General features: G+C 66.5%; 14 protein-coding genes. 4 read left to right on the top strand and 10 right to left on the bottom strand.

The genetic code is table 11. The features are described 5' to 3' along the window. Nucleotides 1-159: 159 nt before the first annotated feature. Together CH273_RS23690 and eccCa are read right to left on the bottom strand one after the other, a co-directional pair. Entirely contained in the window at nucleotides 160-1,614 is a 1,455-nt protein-coding gene (locus tag CH273_RS23690; protein ID WP_082322629.1) for a type VII secretion-associated protein, read from the bottom strand. Further along, nucleotides 1,611-5,609: a type VII secretion protein EccCa gene (gene eccCa, locus CH273_RS23685; protein WP_052050163.1), complete on the bottom strand. Its 3,999-nt coding sequence runs from the start codon at nucleotides 5,607-5,609 to the stop codon at nucleotides 1,611-1,613. Before eccCa ends, CH273_RS23690 begins: the two co-directional genes overlap by 4 nt. 212 nt (nucleotides 5,610-5,821) lie before the next feature. Here eccCa and CH273_RS23680 point away from each other — a divergent pair, with 212 nt between their 5' ends. From CH273_RS23680 to mycP, 3 genes are all read left to right on the top strand, one after another. Further along, a complete protein-coding gene (locus CH273_RS23680; RefSeq protein ID WP_032397521.1) occupies nucleotides 5,822-6,811 on the top strand; it encodes an LLM class flavin-dependent oxidoreductase in 990 nt (329 codons plus the stop codon). A 128-nt stretch (nucleotides 6,812-6,939) separates the two neighbouring features. Next, nucleotides 6,940-8,706 carry a type VII secretion integral membrane protein EccD gene (eccD, locus tag CH273_RS23675; RefSeq protein ID WP_094638072.1) on the top strand — a complete coding sequence of 589 codons (1,767 nt, stop codon included), beginning with the start codon at nucleotides 6,940-6,942 and terminating at the stop codon, nucleotides 8,704-8,706. Then, nucleotides 8,703-10,094 carry a type VII secretion-associated serine protease mycosin gene (gene mycP, locus CH273_RS23670; RefSeq protein WP_032397523.1) on the top strand — a complete coding sequence of 464 codons (1,392 nt, stop codon included), beginning with the start codon at nucleotides 8,703-8,705 and terminating at the stop codon, nucleotides 10,092-10,094. Before eccD ends, mycP begins: the two co-directional genes overlap by 4 nt. 7 nt (nucleotides 10,095-10,101) lie before the next feature. Here mycP and eccB read toward each other — a convergent pair whose 3' ends face one another. Then, complete coding sequence (gene eccB / locus CH273_RS23665) at nucleotides 10,102-11,595, bottom strand: type VII secretion protein EccB (RefSeq protein WP_230597029.1); 1,494 nt, start codon at nucleotides 11,593-11,595, stop codon at nucleotides 10,102-10,104. Nucleotides 11,596-11,688: 93 nt separating this feature from the next. Here eccB and eccE point away from each other — a divergent pair, with 93 nt between their 5' ends. Next, a complete protein-coding gene (gene eccE, locus CH273_RS23660; RefSeq protein WP_032397524.1) occupies nucleotides 11,689-13,383 on the top strand; it encodes a type VII secretion protein EccE in 1,695 nt (564 codons plus the stop codon). Between the two features lie 7 nt (nucleotides 13,384-13,390). Here eccE and CH273_RS23655 read toward each other — a convergent pair whose 3' ends face one another. The 7 genes from CH273_RS23655 to rpsM all read right to left on the bottom strand — a co-directional run bounded on the left by CH273_RS23655 (nucleotide 13,391) and on the right by rpsM (nucleotide 18,081). Continuing rightward, complete coding sequence (locus CH273_RS23655; RefSeq protein WP_032397525.1) at nucleotides 13,391-13,948, bottom strand: NADPH-dependent FMN reductase; 558 nt, start codon at nucleotides 13,946-13,948, stop codon at nucleotides 13,391-13,393. 30 nt (nucleotides 13,949-13,978) lie between these two features. Then, nucleotides 13,979-14,875, bottom strand: a complete 897-nt coding sequence (truA, locus tag CH273_RS23650; protein WP_032397526.1) for a tRNA pseudouridine(38-40) synthase TruA — start codon at nucleotides 14,873-14,875, stop codon at nucleotides 13,979-13,981. A gap of 5 nt (nucleotides 14,876-14,880) precedes the next feature. Beyond that, nucleotides 14,881-15,468 carry a 50S ribosomal protein L17 gene (rplQ, locus tag CH273_RS23645; protein WP_032397527.1) on the bottom strand — a complete coding sequence of 196 codons (588 nt, stop codon included), beginning with the start codon at nucleotides 15,466-15,468 and terminating at the stop codon, nucleotides 14,881-14,883. A 34-nt stretch (nucleotides 15,469-15,502) separates the two neighbouring features. After that, nucleotides 15,503-16,567, bottom strand: a complete 1,065-nt coding sequence (locus tag CH273_RS23640; RefSeq protein ID WP_008718222.1) for a DNA-directed RNA polymerase subunit alpha — start codon at nucleotides 16,565-16,567, stop codon at nucleotides 15,503-15,505. A 99-nt stretch (nucleotides 16,568-16,666) separates the two neighbouring features. Next, nucleotides 16,667-17,272 carry a 30S ribosomal protein S4 gene (gene rpsD / locus CH273_RS23635; RefSeq protein ID WP_032397528.1) on the bottom strand — a complete coding sequence of 202 codons (606 nt, stop codon included), beginning with the start codon at nucleotides 17,270-17,272 and terminating at the stop codon, nucleotides 16,667-16,669. A 21-nt stretch (nucleotides 17,273-17,293) separates the two neighbouring features. Next, nucleotides 17,294-17,707, bottom strand: a complete 414-nt coding sequence (gene rpsK, locus CH273_RS23630) for a 30S ribosomal protein S11 (protein WP_027496331.1) — start codon at nucleotides 17,705-17,707, stop codon at nucleotides 17,294-17,296. Then, nucleotides 17,707-18,081 carry a 30S ribosomal protein S13 gene (gene rpsM / locus CH273_RS23625; RefSeq protein ID WP_008718227.1) on the bottom strand — a complete coding sequence of 125 codons (375 nt, stop codon included), beginning with the start codon at nucleotides 18,079-18,081 and terminating at the stop codon, nucleotides 17,707-17,709. Before rpsM ends, rpsK begins: the two co-directional genes overlap by 1 nt. Nucleotides 18,082-18,148 lie beyond the last annotated feature (67 nt).

Raw genomic sequence — 18,148 nt, 5'->3', positions numbered from 1 at the left:
TTCGACTCCTTGTCTCCGATACTCGATTCACATGCACCCGCGGCGCACGTGCCGATCGACCGAGAGGCCACTGTCGGCCCGCTCACTCCCCTACATCTCCTTGGACGCAACGACCCCTCGATTCGGTTCCGGCCGTGCACGAAAAACTGTGGGCCGCTCTCACGACGGCGCAACGATGTCCAAAGTCTGCGTTGCCTGACCGCATTCGGCGTCGATCACCGTCGCGTCGTCTCCCTCGAACTGGCAGCCGATGCTGACCTGAAGGTCGGACTGGACGAACACGCGCCAGAGCACCGTCGAGTCGTCGATCGGTCTCTCTGTGTAGGCGATCCCGACGCGACCGCCGAAATCGCGGGTGGATTCGAGCGATCCGATGGTGGAATCCGGCCCACGGGCATCGATGGCCGACCGAAGCTCGTCGGCAACCTGCTGCTGCGTCGAACCCGGTGACAGCTCTGCCACGGTGACGACGATCCGACGCTCGGGTGGGGTCGGCGGAATCAGCACCATGCGGTCCGCTTCGTCCACCTTCGTCCAGGTGTCCGGCAACCGCATCGACACCCGCCCGGACACGAACGTCACCGTCTCGACCGGCGTCGGCGGGTCGGTCGTCGTGGTCGGTAACGGTTCGACGAGGGACGACACAGCCCTCGGGGCCTCGGTAGGCGACAACGGTTGCGCTGCAACGCTATCGGAAGCAACGGGAGGACGTCCGGTGAAATACACAGCTGCGCAGACGAATACGATGACCGCTGCTGCCGCACTCACGGCCGCGAGCAGCTGGGGACGCCGCTTCTCCCGCGGCCGCGGCGGGGCGGCCACGTCGTCGAGCCATGCCGCCGATCGCGTCGTCGCAGCACGGACCGATGGCGCGGGGACGAGATCCGCCCCGGCTCGCCGATACAGCGACCGGGCGACATCGAGTCCGGTCAACCATCGAGTGGGGTGATCGGCGACGGGATCCTCTCCGACGCGGGGCGCCGCCACCACGTACACCTCGTCGGGGCAGTTCGTGACCGACGACCGGACGTACTCCCCGACCGCTCGTCGCCAACCGTCGTCGTCACCCGTACCGAAGGGCAGGATCGCGCCGGTGTCTCCGCCGTGCGCCCCCGATTCGTCGAGAACGACGACGGACGTGTCGAGAGGCCCGACTTCGACGACGACCGCGGCGGACGGAGCGCGTTCACCCGACCACGACAGGGCCGCCTCGGCCGTCTCCACGAGCACCACCTCGTTCGCCGAGGTCGCAAACAGTGCACGAAGGATGCTCGTCCGTTGCTCGCCCCAGGTCGATGGATACGCGATCTCGAGCACGTCGAGTCGGTCGTGCACCCCGGCACCGTTCAGGGCCGACCACACGATTCCGTGCAGTACCGCCTCCCGGTCCCACACCGAGCTCCCCACCGGGACCGACGCATCGTCGATACAGAGCAGGGGCGAAATCTCGTCTCCCTCCGTGCCCCGGCCGAACACCAGACGACCACCCTCGGCCGTGGCGAACGCCGATCCGACGCTCTCTCTCGGACCCTCGAAGGCTCCGGCCGTGGCGACGACGGAGATCTGCGTGTAGCCCAGATGCACTGCGGCATAAAGCCACGAGGGGCTCGTCAACTCGAATGTCCGAGCTGAACGAGTGCCTGGCCCGAGCGGTCGACGAACACCCCACGTCCGGGCGGCATGGCACTGGGACGTACCGTCCCGAGCAGATTCCCTTCGTCGCGGCTTCCGCTCATGACCAGTCCTGGCGTGACCAGATCGCGCAACCGTCCGATCACCGGGTCGAACAGCGCCCGGCCTGCCCCGCCGGAACGACGCGCCACGATGAGATGCAGCCCGATGTCTCGTGCATGGGGAAGGTGTTCCACCAACGGGGCCAACGGATTTCCCGACGACGTGGCGACCAGATCGTAATCGTCGACGACGACGAACACCTCGGGGCCGTTCCACCACGACCGCTCGCGAAGCTGCTGCTGGGTCACGTCCGCCCCCGGCATGCGGCCGGCCATGCGGCCCGCGAGGTCGACGAGCATGGCCGTCAGCGTCGCCTGGGAGGCCGCGTACCCGGCCAGATGCTCGGAATCGACTGCGCCGAGGAGAGTTCGGCGGTAGTCCGCGACGACGAGTTTGACGGTGTCGGACGAGTTGGCCTCGACGAGCGATCGACAGATTCCGCGCAGCAGAGAAGTCTTGCCGCACTCGCTGTCACCGAACACGACGAAGTGTGGATTCTCCGCGAAATCGACCACGACCGGTGCCAACTCGGCTTCGTCGATGCCGATGGGAACTCCGAGCTCGGGGATACCGCCGCGGATTCGTGGCCACGTATCACCGAGCCGATCGACGATCGCGGATCGTTCGAGCAGCTCGGGCAGCATGCGCACCGGCGGTGCCGGGGTTCCCGCAGATGCAGCCGTGATCGCGGCGACCGACTCACCGACCGCGCGAGAGAGGTCGTCGACGGAACAGACGTCGTCCACTCGTGGAAGTGCGATCAGCAGATGCAGTCCGTCCCTGGTCATACCCCGGCCCGGACGCCCCTCGGGAACGCTCGCGGCCTTGGCTCGGCCCATGTCCGAATCCGACGGATCTCCCAGCCGCAGTTCCAGTCGAGTACCGATCAGGTCCTTGGTCGCGGGCCGAACTTCGGCCCACCGAGAGGCGGTGAGGATCAGATGCAGACCGAAGGCGAGGCCCTGCGTCGTCAAGGTGGCGATCTGCTGTTCGAGACTCTCGAAATCGGACCTGATGGACGGCCAGCCGTCGATGACGAGAAAGACGTCACCGAACCGATCCTCGGGGTCGACGGGGTGCGCTGCACGACGCCGTCGGAACTCCGCCATCGAGTCGATCCCGCGATCACGGAAGGTCTTCTCTCGCTGCCGAACGACGCCGGCGACCTCGGCCACGGTCCGCCGAACCCGGTCGACATCGAGCCGGTTGGCCACCGATCCGACGTGCGGCAGATCGGCCAGCCCAGCCAGCGTTCCGCCGCCGAAATCCAGGCAGTAGAACTGCACCTGCGCCGGCGAATGCGTCATCGCGAGCGCCAGGATCAACGACCGAAGCGCCGTCGACTTACCCGATTGCGGGGCACCGACGATGGCGACATGGCCCGCAGCACCGGACAGATCGACGGTCAGCAGATCACGGCGCTGATCGAAAGGCCGGTCGATGATGCCGATCGGGGCACGCAGGGCGGCGAGCGGACCGATGTGCTCGGTCAGAACCGAGTCGGGCAGCAACCGGTTCAACGTCGGTGCGGTGTCCAGCGGCGGCAACCACACCTCGTGGGCCGGCGTTCCGCGACCCCGAATTCGTCCGACGACCACATCCAGCACAGTCGGGCCGGTGCTCCGGGAGTCGACCGGATCCGGTTCTGCCTCGGGCGCAGTGGCAGCCTCGATGCGGCCGAGATCGACCGAGTCGAGCGGTACCGCGTAGGCGGTGAAGGGCTTCGGCCCGATGTCGCCTCCGAGCGAGGGCCGAACGCCAGGACCGGAACGCGGCGGCGAGTACGGGCCGGAGACGTACGCCGCGGCAAACCTGACGATCTCGGCCGAATCGCACTTGAGGTAGCCCGCACCCGGTTGTGCAGGCAGATGATAGGCGTCGGGAACTCCGAGCACCGATCGAGACTCGTTCGCGGAGAACGTCTTCAGGCCTATTCGGTAGGACAGGTGACTGTCGAGACCGCGTAACTTTCCTTCTTCGAGGCGCTGACTGGCGAGCAGCAGATGCATGTGCAGAGAACGTCCGAGCCGACCGATCGCGACGAACAACTCGGCGAATTCCGGTTGCTGGCTGAGCAATTCCGAGAATTCGTCGACCACCACGAACAAGGCGGGCATCGGTGCCAGATCCGCTCCCGCGGCTCGTGCCCTCTCGTAGTCGGAGACGTTCGCGAAGTTGCCGGCCGAACGCAGCGATTCCTGCCGACGGTTCATCTCACCGGCCAGCGCATCGCGCATTCGATCCACCAACGCCAGGTCCTCGGACAGGTTGGTGATGACCGCGGCCACGTGCGGTGCCGACTCCAGGCCTGCGAACGTCGCACCGCCCTTGAAATCGACGAGCACGAGGTTCAGCTGGTCCGGCGAGTGAGTCGACACCAAGCCCAGCACGAGCGTGCGGAGGAACTCCGATTTTCCCGAACCCGTTGCCCCGATGCACAATCCGTGAGGTCCCATACCGTTCTCGGCGGATTCCTTCAGATCGATCTCGACGGCGCTGCCGTCGGGGGCGACACCGATCGGTACCCGCAGCCTCTCGCGTCCGCGCCGCGTCGTCCACGCTCGGTCCGTGTCGAGTGCACCGACATCGGCGATACCGACCAGGCTGTTCCATCCCGAGATCGGGACTCCGCCGTCGTCGACGACATCGACGACGGACGAGGACGACGGCGCACGATACGGCGACAGGCGTCGAGCCACGGTGTGCGCCTGGGTGGTGCTCATCGAATCCGCGACGGCGAACACCTCGACCGTGGTTCCGGTGACCGCTCCGATGGATCCGTTCTCGGCGAACAGCCGAAGGCCACGCGATGCGGCGAGTCCGGGACACAGGCCGGACAGATCGATGATCGTGACGGAATCGAGGCCTGTGTCGGTGAGATCGGTCGATCGGTTGTCCAGAAGCCCGCCGTCCACCACGATCACCAACTGCACGACGCCTGCGACGGGAACAGCTCCGCGCGCAAACCGATTTCGCATGGACAGCACGTCGCCGAGTGCTCCCTCGAGTTCGAGGAAGCTGCCGAAGATCATCCGAGCGGACCCGGCGCCGTCGCGCAGAGCGTCGTGCTGAGTGTGCGGGAGCCACTTGGCCCACTCCCATTGCTGCACGGTGTCCGGCCCGCAGACGATCGCGACAGCGACGTGGTCGGGTCCGTGAAAGCTGCACAGCGAGGCCAACATCGCGCGCACCATCGCCCGGGCCTCGTCGCGATCTCCCGATACGGACAGCGCCGCGAATCCTCTCAGTGACACCGCGGTCGGCAGCGCGGCCACCACTGAATGAGCTCGCACGAAGCGGCGCAGAGACACTGCCGAGACGGGTTCGAGTTCTTCCACCGGCCCGGTCTCCGGCGGAACCAGTCGAGTGGCGAGCCGCTGATCCCCACAGCCGACTCGTACGTGCGCGAAATCCGGATCCGACAGTCGCCGTTCCCACATGCGCTCGGTTCCGGCGATCGACCACAACGTCTCGGGTGCCGGGTGACTCCATTCGAGGGCTCGGCGTTGTGCGCGCTCGGTCTCGGCGACGTCGCGGCGGAGCTGATCCAGATAGCGGAGGTAGTCCTTGCGGTCCTCGTTCGCCTCGGCCGTACGCGCTCCGCCCGACTTCCCGCCGCCTGCCAACATCCCCACCATGGACATCAACATCATGGCCGGGAACATCAACATCATCGGGTTCGCCGCTGCCCCGGAGGTGAACATCAGCGCGACCATCCCCACCATCGCGGCCACCATCACCAGCGGCATCAGCTTCATCAGCAGATTGCCCGGCACCGCGCGCGGGATCTCGGGTGGCGACTGCAGGGTGACTTCACCGCCGGGAGATCGAGGCACTTCCCGTCTGGCACCGCGAACGAAGCGCACGGTACTCATCGATCCGCCCCCACGGCCACGCCCCCAGAACCCCATCGCGGCGGCCTCCCCCCGAGGCCGCAGGACGACAGGCTAACGCATCGAAGACCGGCCGGTCCACAGCTGCCGTCGCGCCCGTCGGACGGTCGAGAAATAGAACGCTGCCCGACGCCGTTGCACATCGATGTGGCTCTTCTGCCGCGTGCTCGACGAACGAAAGGCTGGCCCCAACCGTGTCCGTACCCTTGTCCATCCTCGACCTCGCTCATGTGGGCGAGGGCGAAACAGTCCGCGACAGCTTCGATGCAAGCGTCACTCTCGCTCAGCATGCCGAGAACTGGGGATACCGACGCATCTGGTACGCCGAGCACCACAACATGAAGACGATCGCGTCGTCGGCCACGTCGGTGCTCATCGCGCATGTCGCTGCCAACACCGAGCGAATCCGGCTCGGATCCGGCGGGATCATGCTTCCCAATCACGCGCCGCTGACCATCGCCGAGCAGTTCGGCACTCTGGCGACGCTGCACCCGGGACGGATCGATCTGGGTCTCGGCCGCGCCCCCGGCAGCGACCAGGTGACGATGCGGGCGATGCGGCGAGATCCCGCGTCGGCAGATCGCTTTCCCCAGGATGTCCAGGAACTGCAGGGCTACCTGTCGGCGGAGTCCCTGATTCCCGGAGTGAGCGCAACTCCCGGCGCGGGTACCGAGGTACCGCTGTACATCCTCGGGTCCTCGCTGTTCGGCGCGCAGCTCGCGGCCGCACTCGGCCTGCCCTATGCTTTCGCGTCGCACTTCGCACCCGACGCCCTCGAGCAGGCCGTCGAGATCTATCGGCGAGACTTCCGACCGTCCGCGCAACTGTCGGAGCCGCACCTGATCGTGGGTGTGAACGTGATCGCGGCCGATTCGATGGCCGAGGCACAGGCTCAGTTCCTGCGCACCAAGCGCAGTCGCGTCAGCCTGCTGCTCGGCCGCGGCCGAACCTTCACCGACGAGGAAGCCGACATGGTCCTCGAAGCGCCTGCGGGTCAACAGATCGCGAACATGACCAAGTACTCGGCGGTGGGCACTCCTGACATGGTGAAGGACTATCTCGATCGATTCGCCGAACGCACAGGGGCGGACGAGCTGATCGTCGCGTCCGGTGTGTCCGACCGCGCGTCGTGGCTTCGCTCGTTCGAGTTGCTCGCACAGGTCAGCGATCTGGTTCCTGCCTGAGAGCTGCGCACGTCGCAGGTGGATTCCGACGACCGGTTGCTTGTCGCAGCGATGTCGTAAGGTTTGGACACCGATGCCCACTGGGGCGGGCATCGGCACGCGAATCGTACGTATCCGGGGGGATCTTCATGACACGCGCCGACAGCCGTCCATCGGCCGGCATTGTGCCACCGCGCACGGGACCTGCCGATCCGACACAGTCGCCCACCGCGCCGGACGCGAGTCTGCGGGCATCGGGCGCACAGTCCGTCTTCGCGCAGGACGTCTGTCGGGTGACGGTGTTGGCCAGGTCCACGCAGGTGGACATGGCGCTGCCGATCGACGTTCCTGTCTCCCTTCTCGTTCCGGGAATCGTCGACATGATTGCGGCGGCGGGAGTGGAGCCTGCGGAACGACCCGGGAGAGCGGGAGTGGAGCCTGCGGAACGACCCGGGAGAGCGGGAGTGGAGCCCGCGGAACGACCCGGGAGAGCGGGAGTGGAGCCCGCGGAACGACCCGGGAGAGCGGGAGTGGAGCCCACGGAACGACCCGGGAGAGCGGGAGTGGAGCCCACGGAACGACCCGGGAGAGCGGGAGTGCGGCCTGGTTCGGGACGCGGTGAGCCGAGCGACGGGGATCCCGTGTCGGACGGGTTGCCGGTGGCGTGGACGCTTGCGCGGATCGGGTTTCCACCGTTGTCGCCGACTGCGACGTTGGCCGAGCTGTCGGTGCGCGACGGGGAATTGCTCGTGCTGGGTGTGGCCGAGCGGCCCGCTCCGGTTCCCCTCTTCGACGACCTCATGTATTCGGTTGCACGGTCGGGTGGTGACGATGTTCGGCAGTGGACTGCGCGTACGGCGCGCACGGTGGGTTCGGTCGTCACCGGTCTGTCGGTGTTGGTGGCATGCGCGGTCCTGGCGCGGGAGCCGATCCGTGCGGGAGCCGAGCATGTCGGCAGTGTCGTCGAGGGATTCGCTGCCGTCACTGCGTCGATTCTCTTCGCGATCGCGGGGGTGATTCTGGGGCGGGTGTACGACCAGTACGCCGTCGCTGTCGTCTTCGGCGGATGTGCCGTAGCGCTGATGTTCACCGGCGGAACTGTGCTGGTACCCGGGCAGTTCGGTGCGGCTCAGCTGATGCTGGGTTCGGCCATGGCGGGCGCTGTGGCTCTGCTGTCCCTTCGCATCGGCGGGACCGGGTTCGCACTGTTCACCGCTGCGATCGTGCTCGCAGTTCTGACGTTCGCTGCGTCGGTGTGCGCGCTTTTCACCACCGTGCCCCAACCGTCGATCGGCACCGCGGTCGCTCTCACCGGCCTGGCGGGAATTGCGCTCTCTGCCCGGGTGTCGATGATGCAGGCCAAGTTGCCGCTTCCACCGGTTCCCACCGCAGGAGCACCGCTGGACACGGTCGAGGAGGCCGAGCTCGACGCGATCTCGTTCGCGGATCTGCAGGCCTCCGCAGCTGTGGCGCGTAGCTGTCTGTCCGGCCTGCTGTCGGCGTTCACTGTTGCCGTCGTGGCGGGCGTGCTGGTTGCGGCAGCAGCCGATTCCGACGGTGGCGTCCGGTGGCCGGGGGTCGCGCTCGCGGGATTGTGTGCGCTCGTCCTGCTTCTGCGCGGACGCACCTATGCGGTGGTGACGCACGCAGTTCCGTTGGTTGCAGGGGGAACGACGATTCTGCTGGCGCTGTCGATCGGTGCGCTCGTTGCGTTGCCCGAACACGCGCTCGCCCTGTTCGGTGCGGCACTGGCCGGCGCGGTGACGGCATCGATCTTCGGAGCTTTCGTGCCCACACGCACGTACTCGCCGGTGATGCGGCGGTCGGCCGAACTGCTGGAATACGCGGCCATCGCCCTGGTCATTCCGATCGCAGTGTGGGTGTGCGGTCTGTACAGCGTCGTCCGCGGGCTGTGACAACGCGCCGGCAGCGAACGATCGTCATCGCGGCGTTCACTGCTCTCGCCCTGTTTTCGAACGCGGTCATCGGGGTGTATCCGGCAGGCGCCGAACGTCCGGTGATCGACCCGTTCCAGCTTCCTCCGCCGAGTCCTCCCGGCCCTCTCGAACCCACGGAACAGAAGAACGCCTGCGCCCTTCCGTCCGCGGCCACCGATGTTCAGGACGTGCCGACCGCACTGAAGACGCTCGACTTCGCATCGGTCTGGCCCATCACGCGTGGGGCAGGTCAAGTGGTCGCCGTCATCGACACCGGAGTCACCGCTCATCCACGCCTACCGGGTCTGATCGCCGGCGGTGACTACGTCGGCGCAGGTGACGGGTTGTTCGACTGCGATGCGCACGGGACGATGGTCGCCGGCCTGATCGCCGCACAGACCGCACCGGGCAGCGGATTCGCCGGAGGCGCACCCGATGCACAAATTCTGTCGATTCGTCAGTCCAGCAATGTCTTTCAGATCGTCGACAACAGGCCGGAGGAGGAGCAGGCGGGCGAGCCGGAGAACGCCGCCGGCTACGGCAACGTACGCACCATGGCCATGGCCATCCGAACTGCGGTGGACGCGGGGGCCTCGGTCATCAACATCTCCGAGGTCGCCTGCGTGCCCGCCGGAGGCGGTGTGCCCGACGGTCCGCTCGGCGCGGCCGTGCAGTACGCCGTCCGAGAGAAGAACGTCGTCGTCGTTGCAGCAGCCGGTAATCTCGGCAGCGCGGCCTGCCGGGCCCAGAACCCGATGACGGACCCGCTTCGGCCCGACGCGGACCCGTGGGCCTCCTTCGCGACCATCGCGACTCCGGCGTGGTTCGACGACGTGTTGACCGTCGGTTCGGTCGAATCGGATGGCACACCGTCTTCGTTCAGTCTGGGCGGTCCATGGGTCGACGTCGCGGCTCCTGGTTCGAATATGACCTCACTGTCGCCGACGGGCAGCGGACTGGCGAACGGCACCCGGGGCACCGATGGCGTCGTTCCCATGACCGGAACGAGCTTTGCCGCACCGCTCGTTGCTGCGGTGGCGGCGCTGGTGCGCGCCCACCGCCCCGAGTTGTCGGCGCTGGAGGTGGTGGACCGGATCCAACGAACGGCGCATGCGCCGGCCGAGGGGTGGAACCCCCTCGTCGGCCACGGCATCGTCGATCCGCTTGCCGCGGTGACCGATTCGGTGACGCCTGCTCCCCTGTCGGTGCCTGCGGACAGTGTCGCGATGACTGCTCCGTTGCCACCGCCTGCGCCGGATCATCGCCCGCGGACCGCAGCGGTCACCGGTTCGGTGCTGGTGGCGGTGATCCTGGCGCTCGGGCTCGCCCTGTCGGTGCCACTGCGCCGACGCGGTAGATCCGATTGAACCGGCGCTACTTCGTCGGAAGTGCGGCGGCCCGCGGGTCGGGGCCGACTCCGTCGTGCATCGTCAATGCCTGTCCGCGCCCCAGAGTGGGCCCGCTGCCGAGCAATTGGAGGATCTGCCATGGTGCGGGTGCCGGCGGTCCGAACCCCAGCGCCGACGCGGCCTCGGGACCATCGACGCCGTAGCGCACTCCGGTGTCGGCCACGAAGAAGACGCTGCCCTGGCGTGTACTCGACGTCGAGATGCCGGTACTGCGCACGAACCCGCCGCTACCGGGTGCCAGATAGACCTGGTCGACGGCGTCACCGCCCCCATCGGCCTGAGCCAACGCAACCGGTAGTGCACCGGTCTCGAGCGGCAACCCACGGCCGGCGGACTCGACCAGTCGAGCAGACGGTCCGCCGTCCGCCACTGCGAGCGGCTCCCACGTCAGGCAGCCCACAGGACGCTCACCGGTATCGACTATCTCGGGAGTGGTCGCCGGGAACGTCGACACCTCCAGTCCGGACGAGGTTGTGGGTGCGTCAGCGAGCAGGTCGGGATTGACGGCTGCGATATCCGGACTGCCCTGCGAATCGGTGAATTTGATGAGCAGGGCCGCTGTTTCGTCGATCGCCTGGATTCCGTCCTCGAGTACCACGTAGTACTGGACGTCGCGCCCGGCGACCTTGACGACCGAACCGATCGTCCGCCCGTCGAACGGGAACGCGGGAGCCTCACCTGCTCGGGGAACGAACGGCGCTGCGATGGGTGGTGATTCGGGCACGGAGTTGAGCAGACCCGTACTGACAGGGGACGGTGTCGCGTCCTCGAGTCCGAGTGCGCGGACCACCGCCCTGTTGTTCAGGTCGACCGGCGATCTGGTGCCGTCGTGCACGAGATACGCAGTGCCGTTGGATGTCCAGAGGAACGCCTCGGACTCGGCGAGCGCAGCCGTGCTGTCACCGTAGCGAGGATCGCCCACCAGCACCGTCGTCGAGGTGACTCCTGCGATCGGGTCGACGGTGTCGCAGACGGTCCACGACTGCGCGTTGCCGTCGCCGTCGTGCGGCAGCGCAGACGGTGCACCGGGAATACCCACCAGTGCGCCGCGAGGTCGTGACGACAACTCGGATTCCTGGACCGTCGACGGATCGTCCGGCTTGCCGACGATCAATCGAGCCGATGCGAGATTGAGCACCGGATGGAACACGTCGTCCACTTTCACGAACATCGCGCCCGAGTCCTTGCCGACCACGATCGATGCGTCGCCGATCTTGTCCTGTGGCCGAAACAGTGCCAGGGCAGCGCATCCCGCCAAACCGATGCAGGCGATGACGACACCGACCAGCAGCGCTCGCGTCTGCGACCTCATCGGATCGTGCAGCATTCGAGCGTCGCGCCTGATCAACGCGTGTTCCATCCTGCGGACGAGGAAGCGGTAACCGCCGACCTGCCACTTCGTTGTCGGCGTCGACGCCACGATTCCTCCCCAGGACTGTGCAGACGACCCGATCCCCATTCGGGTCACGCGACACAGTACAGTTCGTCCGCACACCTCGGCGACCGTGTTGCGGTCGTCGATGGCTCTGTGACCTTCGGGGGGAGGGTTTCGATGAGGCGTACCGATTCGGCAGGGCGTAGGCGAGCCGCCGTTCCTTTCGTCGCACCCACGGTTCGGCGGGTGATCGTGGCCGAGACCGCGGCCGTGGCGATCGGTCTGCCGCTGTTCGCGGCGCAGATGCGGCCCTGGGCGGTGCTGCTCGTCGCTGCGGCGGTGGCGCTTGTTCCGTTCGTGGCGATCCGGCGCAGATCGGTCGTCGACTGGGTTCGGTCCATCTGGCGGCTCCTCGCCGATCGTTCCCCCGCTGTCGGCGTCACCACGGAACACACCGGCACCGCAGACGGCCCGGTCGGGGTCCATTGGCAGCGCGACACCGTCACCTGCACCCTCGAGATCGTCCCGCCCCGGCACGCCACCACGGTCCTCGGCAGGGCGAGCGCCGCTACACAGCACGCACTTCCCGTCGATGCGTTGGCGTCGTGTCTGCGGCAGCACGACATCGAGGTCCGCGCGATCGACGTCGTCGCACTCGGCTGCCGCAGCTCGGCAGGTTCGGTCGCCACCGAGGTCTACGAGGGACTCATCGGTCCGCTGCCTGCGGTAGCGGTGCGAACCGTCTGGGTAGCAGTGACTCTCGACTTGCGCGCGAATGCTCGGGCGATCGAGGTCAGAGGCGGAGGGAGAGCCGGAGCCGCCCGTACCGCTGTCGTTGCGACCACGCGGGTCCTTCGCGCTCTGCACGCCCACGGTCTGTCCTCGCGACTGTTGACGGGTTCCGAGCTTCGGTCGGCCGTGTTGCACCTGTGCCGAGGGGTCGGTATCGACGATCTGACCCAGACATGGTCGACAGCACCCCTGCCGGGTGCGTCGAGCACGGTGTTCGGAATCGATTGCAGCGCAATCACTGCCGAGGACATCGCCACCCTGTGGGCAACACCGTCACTCGGAACGACGATGTCGTTCCACCTGCAGCCGACCCGCGACACCGGGAAGGTGCGCGTGCGTGGGTCGTGCAGTTTCTCCGCCCGGACACCGATCACGAAGCCTCGTGTACACGCGTTGACCTCGATGAGCGCAAGTCAACGCGACGGCATCCTCGCACAGCTTCCGTTGGCCATACCCGTACCGAAGTCGTTGTCTCCCAGCCGAGTTCTCGATATCTCGTCGGTCGACGAGTTGTTGCTACCGGTGAGTGGCTGCGGCCAGCTGCTGGGATCCGACGCCGGCGGACACGGCGTCGCCGTCCGGCTGTTCGGACCGGGTCTGAGTCGGGTTCGGGTCGTCGGAGAGCTCTACCTCGCTCAGCAACTGCTCTTCCGCGCCATCGCCACCGGCGCCAGAATCCTCGTCCGCACCGACCGCCCCCATGCCTGGCGAGCGCTCCTCGACGCCATCGGTGCTCCCGATCGACTACTGGTCGACGGCACCACGTTCCGTTCACGCACGTCGTACGACGTGATCCTCACCGACTTCGCCGACGGTTCGGCACCCCCTGCGCAACAGGAGCTTTCGGGCGTCACCGTGATCTCGTTGTCCGAGCACGTGCCGCGGATCGGCCACACCGAGCAGGAGCGAAGCGCCCCGCGACCGGAACCGGATCTGACGATCGTCCAGCCCCATGCGTCGGGTGATCGAATTCGAGTCCGGTCCGGTCCACTCGACGTCGAGTTGACGCTTGTCACGATTCCTCAGGAGACGGCGTTCATCGGCCGGCCCCGGAGCCTGCGCCCCGCCGTACGTGCTTGACCGATTCTCAACCGGGGTAGTCGGCCCGCCCACGAGCGCCTGCCACCGCGTCCGCCCACCACTCGAGCTGGTCGAGAAGACGCCCGAGGCCGTCGACGGCGGCTGCGTCGTCGATGCGTCCCGACTCGTCGAACCGCTTGCGCACCCGATGCAGCGACACGACGTCTCGGACGGAGACCATGTGCAGTTCGGCGGTGATCTGCCGTAGCTGTTCGGTGGCTCGAATTCCCCCGCCGAGCCCACCGTACGAGACGAATCCGACCGGCTTGCCACGCCACTCGTACTTCACCGTGTCCAGGGCGGTCTTCAACGCGCCGGGCACGCCGTGGTTGTACTCGGGGGTGACGAACACGAAGGCGTCGGCGCCGCCGACGGTCCGGGTGAAGCGCTCGGAGTCCTCGCACGGAACGAGCGAGTTCGGCAGATCGAAATCGGCCAAGTCGACCTCGACCACCTCGACGGTGGCGCGTTCGGCGGCAACACCTCGAACCCACGAAGCGACGGTCGGGCCCACTCGACCGGCGCGCACACTGCCGACGACGACGGCGAGCTGTATCGGCTTCATCGCTCCGACAGTAGACCCGGGGGCGTTCGGTCAGCCCTCTCCCCCACAGCAACCGTCGCCGGTGATCGCCGATCTCACCTCGCGGGTGGCCGCGTTCCGGGCGGCCAGTTCGTCGGCGGGTGGATAGTCGACTCGAACCAAGGACAAGCCGTGCGCCGGAGCCACGGCCACCTCGCTCGCTCTCTCGCGGCGCGTCAACAGCGACTGCGCCCAGTCGGGAGTTCGCCGACCTTCCCCCACGGCCTGCATGGCACCGACGAGACTGCGGACCATCGACCAGCAGAATGCGTCGGCACTGGCGTACGCGGTGAGTCGATCGCCGTCGCGCTCCCAGTCGAACCGCTGCAGTTCTCGAACGGTGGTCGCCCCGTCACGTCGCTTGCAGAACGCGGCGAAATCGTGCAGACCGATCAATCTCGCGGATGCCTCCTGCACCGCACCGAGATCGATGGGCCTCGGCCACGAGACGACACCGGCCACGTCGAGGGGGTCGACGCCGTAGAGCGCCGTGCCGAACCGGTACTCGTAGTGCCTGCGGTACGCCGAGAACCGCGCGTCGAAATCACGGGAGACGGTGCTGATGGCTCGCACTCGAACATCGGTGGGCAGAAACCGGGCCATTCGCCGGACCAGCCTGTCGTGATCGTCCGAAACGTCGACGGCATCGAAGTGCGCCACCTGACCCGTTGCGTGGACTCCCGCGTCGGTTCGGCCCGCCACGGTCAGCTCGATCGGCTGCCGCAGCACCGTGGTGAAGGCTTCCTCGAGCACTCCGCAGACGGTGCGGATGCCCGGTTGACGCGCCCACCCGGAGAAGTGCGTGCCGTCGTAGGAGATGTCGAGCCGAAATCTGGTGGGTACCGAAAAAGCGGGCCCGCCTTCCCCTGAGGGAATGGCGGGCCCGCTTCGATCGTGCTCGGAGCTCAAAAGGACTAGTCCTTCTTTGCTTCCTCGGCCTCGGGGGCGTCCGACGCGTGTGCGTCGTTGTCCTCGATGCCGTCGATGACTGCGTCGGCGTTGGCCACCTCGGCGTCGGTCGCGTCGGCTTCGACAGCCTCGACGACGTTCTCGTCGGTCGCGTCCTCGGCCGGAGCCTCGGTTGCGGCGGGAGCAGCCTGCGAAGCCTTCACGCGGCGTGCGCGATCTGCCTCGTTGGACACCGTCTGCTCGTTGACGAGCTCGATGATGGCCATCGGCGAGTTGTCACCCTTGCGGGGGACGGTCTTGATGATGCGTGTGTAGCCACCGTCGCGATCGGCGAAGAAAGGCCCGATCTCGGCGAACAGCTTGTGCACGACATCTTTGTTGTTGATCGTCTTGAGAACCTCACGACGATGCGCCAGGTCACCCTTTTTGGCGTGGGTGACGAGCTTCTCGGCGTGCGGACGAAGGCGCTTGGCCTTCGACTCGGTGGTGGTGATGCGGCCGTGCTCGAAGAGTGACGTCGCCAGGTTGGCCAGGATGGCCTTCTGGTGCGACGCCGACCCGCCGAGACGGCGGCCCTTGGTGGGCTTGGGCATGATGAATCTCCTAGTAAGAGCTCCAGCGAGCTGATTACAGCTGTTCTGTCTCGGCGTAGTCCTGCTCGGCACCTTCGGTGTCGCTGAAGGAGCCGGCGTCGGTGTCACTCCACGTGCCCGTGGTGGCGTCGTAGCCAGGCACGGTGCTCGGATCGAACGACGCGGGGCTGTCCTTGAGGGAGAGGCCGAGCGAATGCAGCTTGACCTTCACCTCGTCGATGGACTTCTGCCCGAAGTTACGGATGTCGAGCAGATCGGACTCGGTACGACCAACCAGCTCGCCGACGGTGTGAACACCCTCGCGCTTGAGGCAGTTGTAGGACCGGACGGTGAGGTCCAGATCCTCGATGGGGAGTCCGAAGGAAGCGATGTGATCGGCCTCGGCGGGCGAGGGTCCGATCTCGATGCCTTCTGCTTCGACGTTCAGCTCACGGGCGAGGCCGAAGAGCTCAACCAGGGTCTTGCCCGCCGAAGCGAGCGCGTCCCGCGCGGTGATGGAATTCTTGGTCTCCACATCGAGAACGAGCCGATCGAAGTCGGTGCGCTGTTCGACGCGGGTGGCCTCCACCTTGTAGGTGACCTTGAGCACGGGCGAGTAGATCGAGTCGACCGGAATACGGCCGATCTCGGCACCCGATGCCTTGTTCTGAACGGCGGGGACGTAGCCGCGACCGCGCTCGACGACGAGCTCGATCTCCAACTTGCCCTTGTCGTTCAGGGTCGCGATGTGCAGATCGGGGTTGTTCACCGTGACGCCGGCCGGAGGCACGATGTCGCCTGCGGTCACAGCGCCTGGGCCCTGCTTGCGGACGTACATGGTGACCGGTTCGTCTTCTTCGGAGCTCACCACGAGGCCCTTGAGGTTCAGGATGATGTCGGTGACATCTTCCTTGACTCCGGGGACGGTGGTGAATTCGTGGAGGACGCCGTCGATACGGATGCTGGTGACAGCAGCGCCGGGGATCGACGACAGCAGGGTGCGGCGGAGCGAGTTGCCGAGTGTGTAACCGAAGCCGGGCTCGAGCGGTTCGATGACGAATTTCGAGCGGTTGTCGGCGATGACCTCTTCGGTCAGCGTCGGGCGCTGTGAAATGAGCATTGTGTGTTCCTCCTGTACGGGCGTCCGCTATTTGACGCCCACGTGTGGAGGCGAAGACGCATGTGAGCCTCGCGGGGAGACTCACATGCGTGCCGCGCCTTACTTCGAGTAGTACTCGACGATGAGCTGCTCCTGGAGCGGCACGTCGATCTGTGCGCGCTCCGGCAACCTGTGAACCAGGATGCGAAGACGGTTGGGAACGACCTGCAGCCACGGGGCGACGGGACGGTCGCCGTAGCTTTCGCGGGCGATCTGGATCGGCAGTGTCTGAGCCGACTTCTCACGGACGTCGATGATGTCGTACTGCGAGACGCGGTAGCTGGGGATGTCGACGCGCTTGTTGTTCACCAGGAAGTGACCGTGCGTGACCAGCTGACGGGCCTGACGACGCGTACGTGCCAGTCCGGCGCGGTAGACGACGTTGTCGAGACGACTCTCGAGGATGGTCAGCAGGTTCTCGCCGGTCTTGCCGACGGTCCTGTTGGCTTCCTTGTAGTACAGACGGAACTGCTTCTCCATGACGCCGTAGGTGAAGCGAGCCTTCTGCTTCTCCTGCAGCTGAAGCAGGTACTCGCTCTCCTTGATCCGCGCGCGGCCGTGCTGGCCGGGCGGGTAGGGACGACGCTCGAACGCCTGGTCGCCTCCGACGAGGTCGACGCGCAGACGACGCGACTTGCGGGTGATAGGACCGGTATAACGTGCCATTTTCTAAACCTTTCCTTCCCGCTAGACCCGACGCCGCTTGGGCGGACGGCAGCCGTTGTGCGGCTGAGGGGTGACATCGGAGATGGTGCCGACCTCGAGGCCAGCGGCCTGAAGCGAGCGGATCGCGGTCTCACGGCCGGAGCCGGGACCCTTGACGAACACGTCGACCTTCTTGACGCCGTGCTCCTGTGCCTTGCGCGCAGCGTTCTCGGCTGCGAGCTGTGCGGCGAACGGAGTCGACTTGCGCGAGCCCTTGAAGCCCACGTGTCCCGAGGACGCCCACGAGATGACGTTTCCGGCGGGGTCGGTGATCGACACGATCGTGTTGTTGAACGTGCTCTTGATGTGCGCAGATCCGTGCGGGACGTTCTTCTTGTCCCTGCGACGCGTCTTCTGCGCCTTCTTCGGACCGGTACCGCGTGCTTTGGGGGGCATTACTTCGCCTTCTTCTTGCCGGCAATGGTGCGCTTGGGTCCCTTACGGGTACGCGCATTGGTCTTGGTGCGCTGTCCACGGACGGGCAGACCACGACGGTGGCGAAGACCCTGGTAGCAGCCGATTTCGATCTTGCGGCGGATGTCGGCCTGAACCTCGCGGCGCAGGTCGCCCTCGACCTTGAGGGACTCGTTGATGTAATCGCTGAGCTTGCGCAGATCGTCGTCGCCGAGATCCTTGCTTCGCAGGTCGGGGCTGACGCCCGTCGCTGTGAGGATTTCCTTGGAGCGGGTACGGCCGACGCCGTAGATGTAAGTCAGTGCGATCTCCATGCGCTTTTCGCGCGGCAGATCCACACCTGCGAGACGTGCCATGTGGCATTTCCTTTTCTTGTCCGGAGGTCTGCTCCCAGTCCGTCCCCTGTGTCCTTCTCACCGCTGG

The sequence above is a fragment of the Rhodococcus sp. 05-339-2 genome (assembly GCF_002258965.1).
Classification (GTDB): Bacteria; Actinomycetota; Actinomycetes; order Mycobacteriales; family Mycobacteriaceae; genus Rhodococcoides.
Note: the sequence above shows the minus strand (reverse complement) of the source record. Positions and strands in the feature narration are given on the sequence as shown.

What these genes read in the sequence shown, in the direction of transcription:
- eccCa (WP_052050163.1), bottom strand. Translation starts at nt 5,609, where the DNA reads ATGAGTACCGTGCGCTTCGTTCGCGGTGCCAGACGGGAAGTGCCTCGA.
- eccD (WP_094638072.1), top strand. Translation starts at nt 6,940, where the DNA reads ATGACACGCGCCGACAGCCGTCCATCGGCCGGCATTGTGCCACCGCGC.
- eccB (WP_230597029.1), bottom strand. Translation starts at nt 11,595, where the DNA reads ATGGGGATCGGGTCGTCTGCACAGTCCTGGGGAGGAATCGTGGCGTCG.
- eccE (WP_032397524.1), top strand. Translation starts at nt 11,689, where the DNA reads ATGAGGCGTACCGATTCGGCAGGGCGTAGGCGAGCCGCCGTTCCTTTC.
- CH273_RS23655 (WP_032397525.1), bottom strand. Translation starts at nt 13,948, where the DNA reads ATGAAGCCGATACAGCTCGCCGTCGTCGTCGGCAGTGTGCGCGCCGGT.
- rplQ (WP_032397527.1), bottom strand. Translation starts at nt 15,468, where the DNA reads ATGCCCAAGCCCACCAAGGGCCGCCGTCTCGGCGGGTCGGCGTCGCAC.
- CH273_RS23640 (WP_008718222.1), bottom strand. Translation starts at nt 16,567, where the DNA reads ATGCTCATTTCACAGCGCCCGACGCTGACCGAAGAGGTCATCGCCGAC.
- rpsD (WP_032397528.1), bottom strand. Translation starts at nt 17,272, where the DNA reads ATGGCACGTTATACCGGTCCTATCACCCGCAAGTCGCGTCGTCTGCGC.
- rpsK (WP_027496331.1), bottom strand. Translation starts at nt 17,707, where the DNA reads ATGCCCCCCAAAGCACGCGGTACCGGTCCGAAGAAGGCGCAGAAGACG.
- rpsM (WP_008718227.1), bottom strand. Translation starts at nt 18,081, where the DNA reads ATGGCACGTCTCGCAGGTGTGGATCTGCCGCGCGAAAAGCGCATGGAG.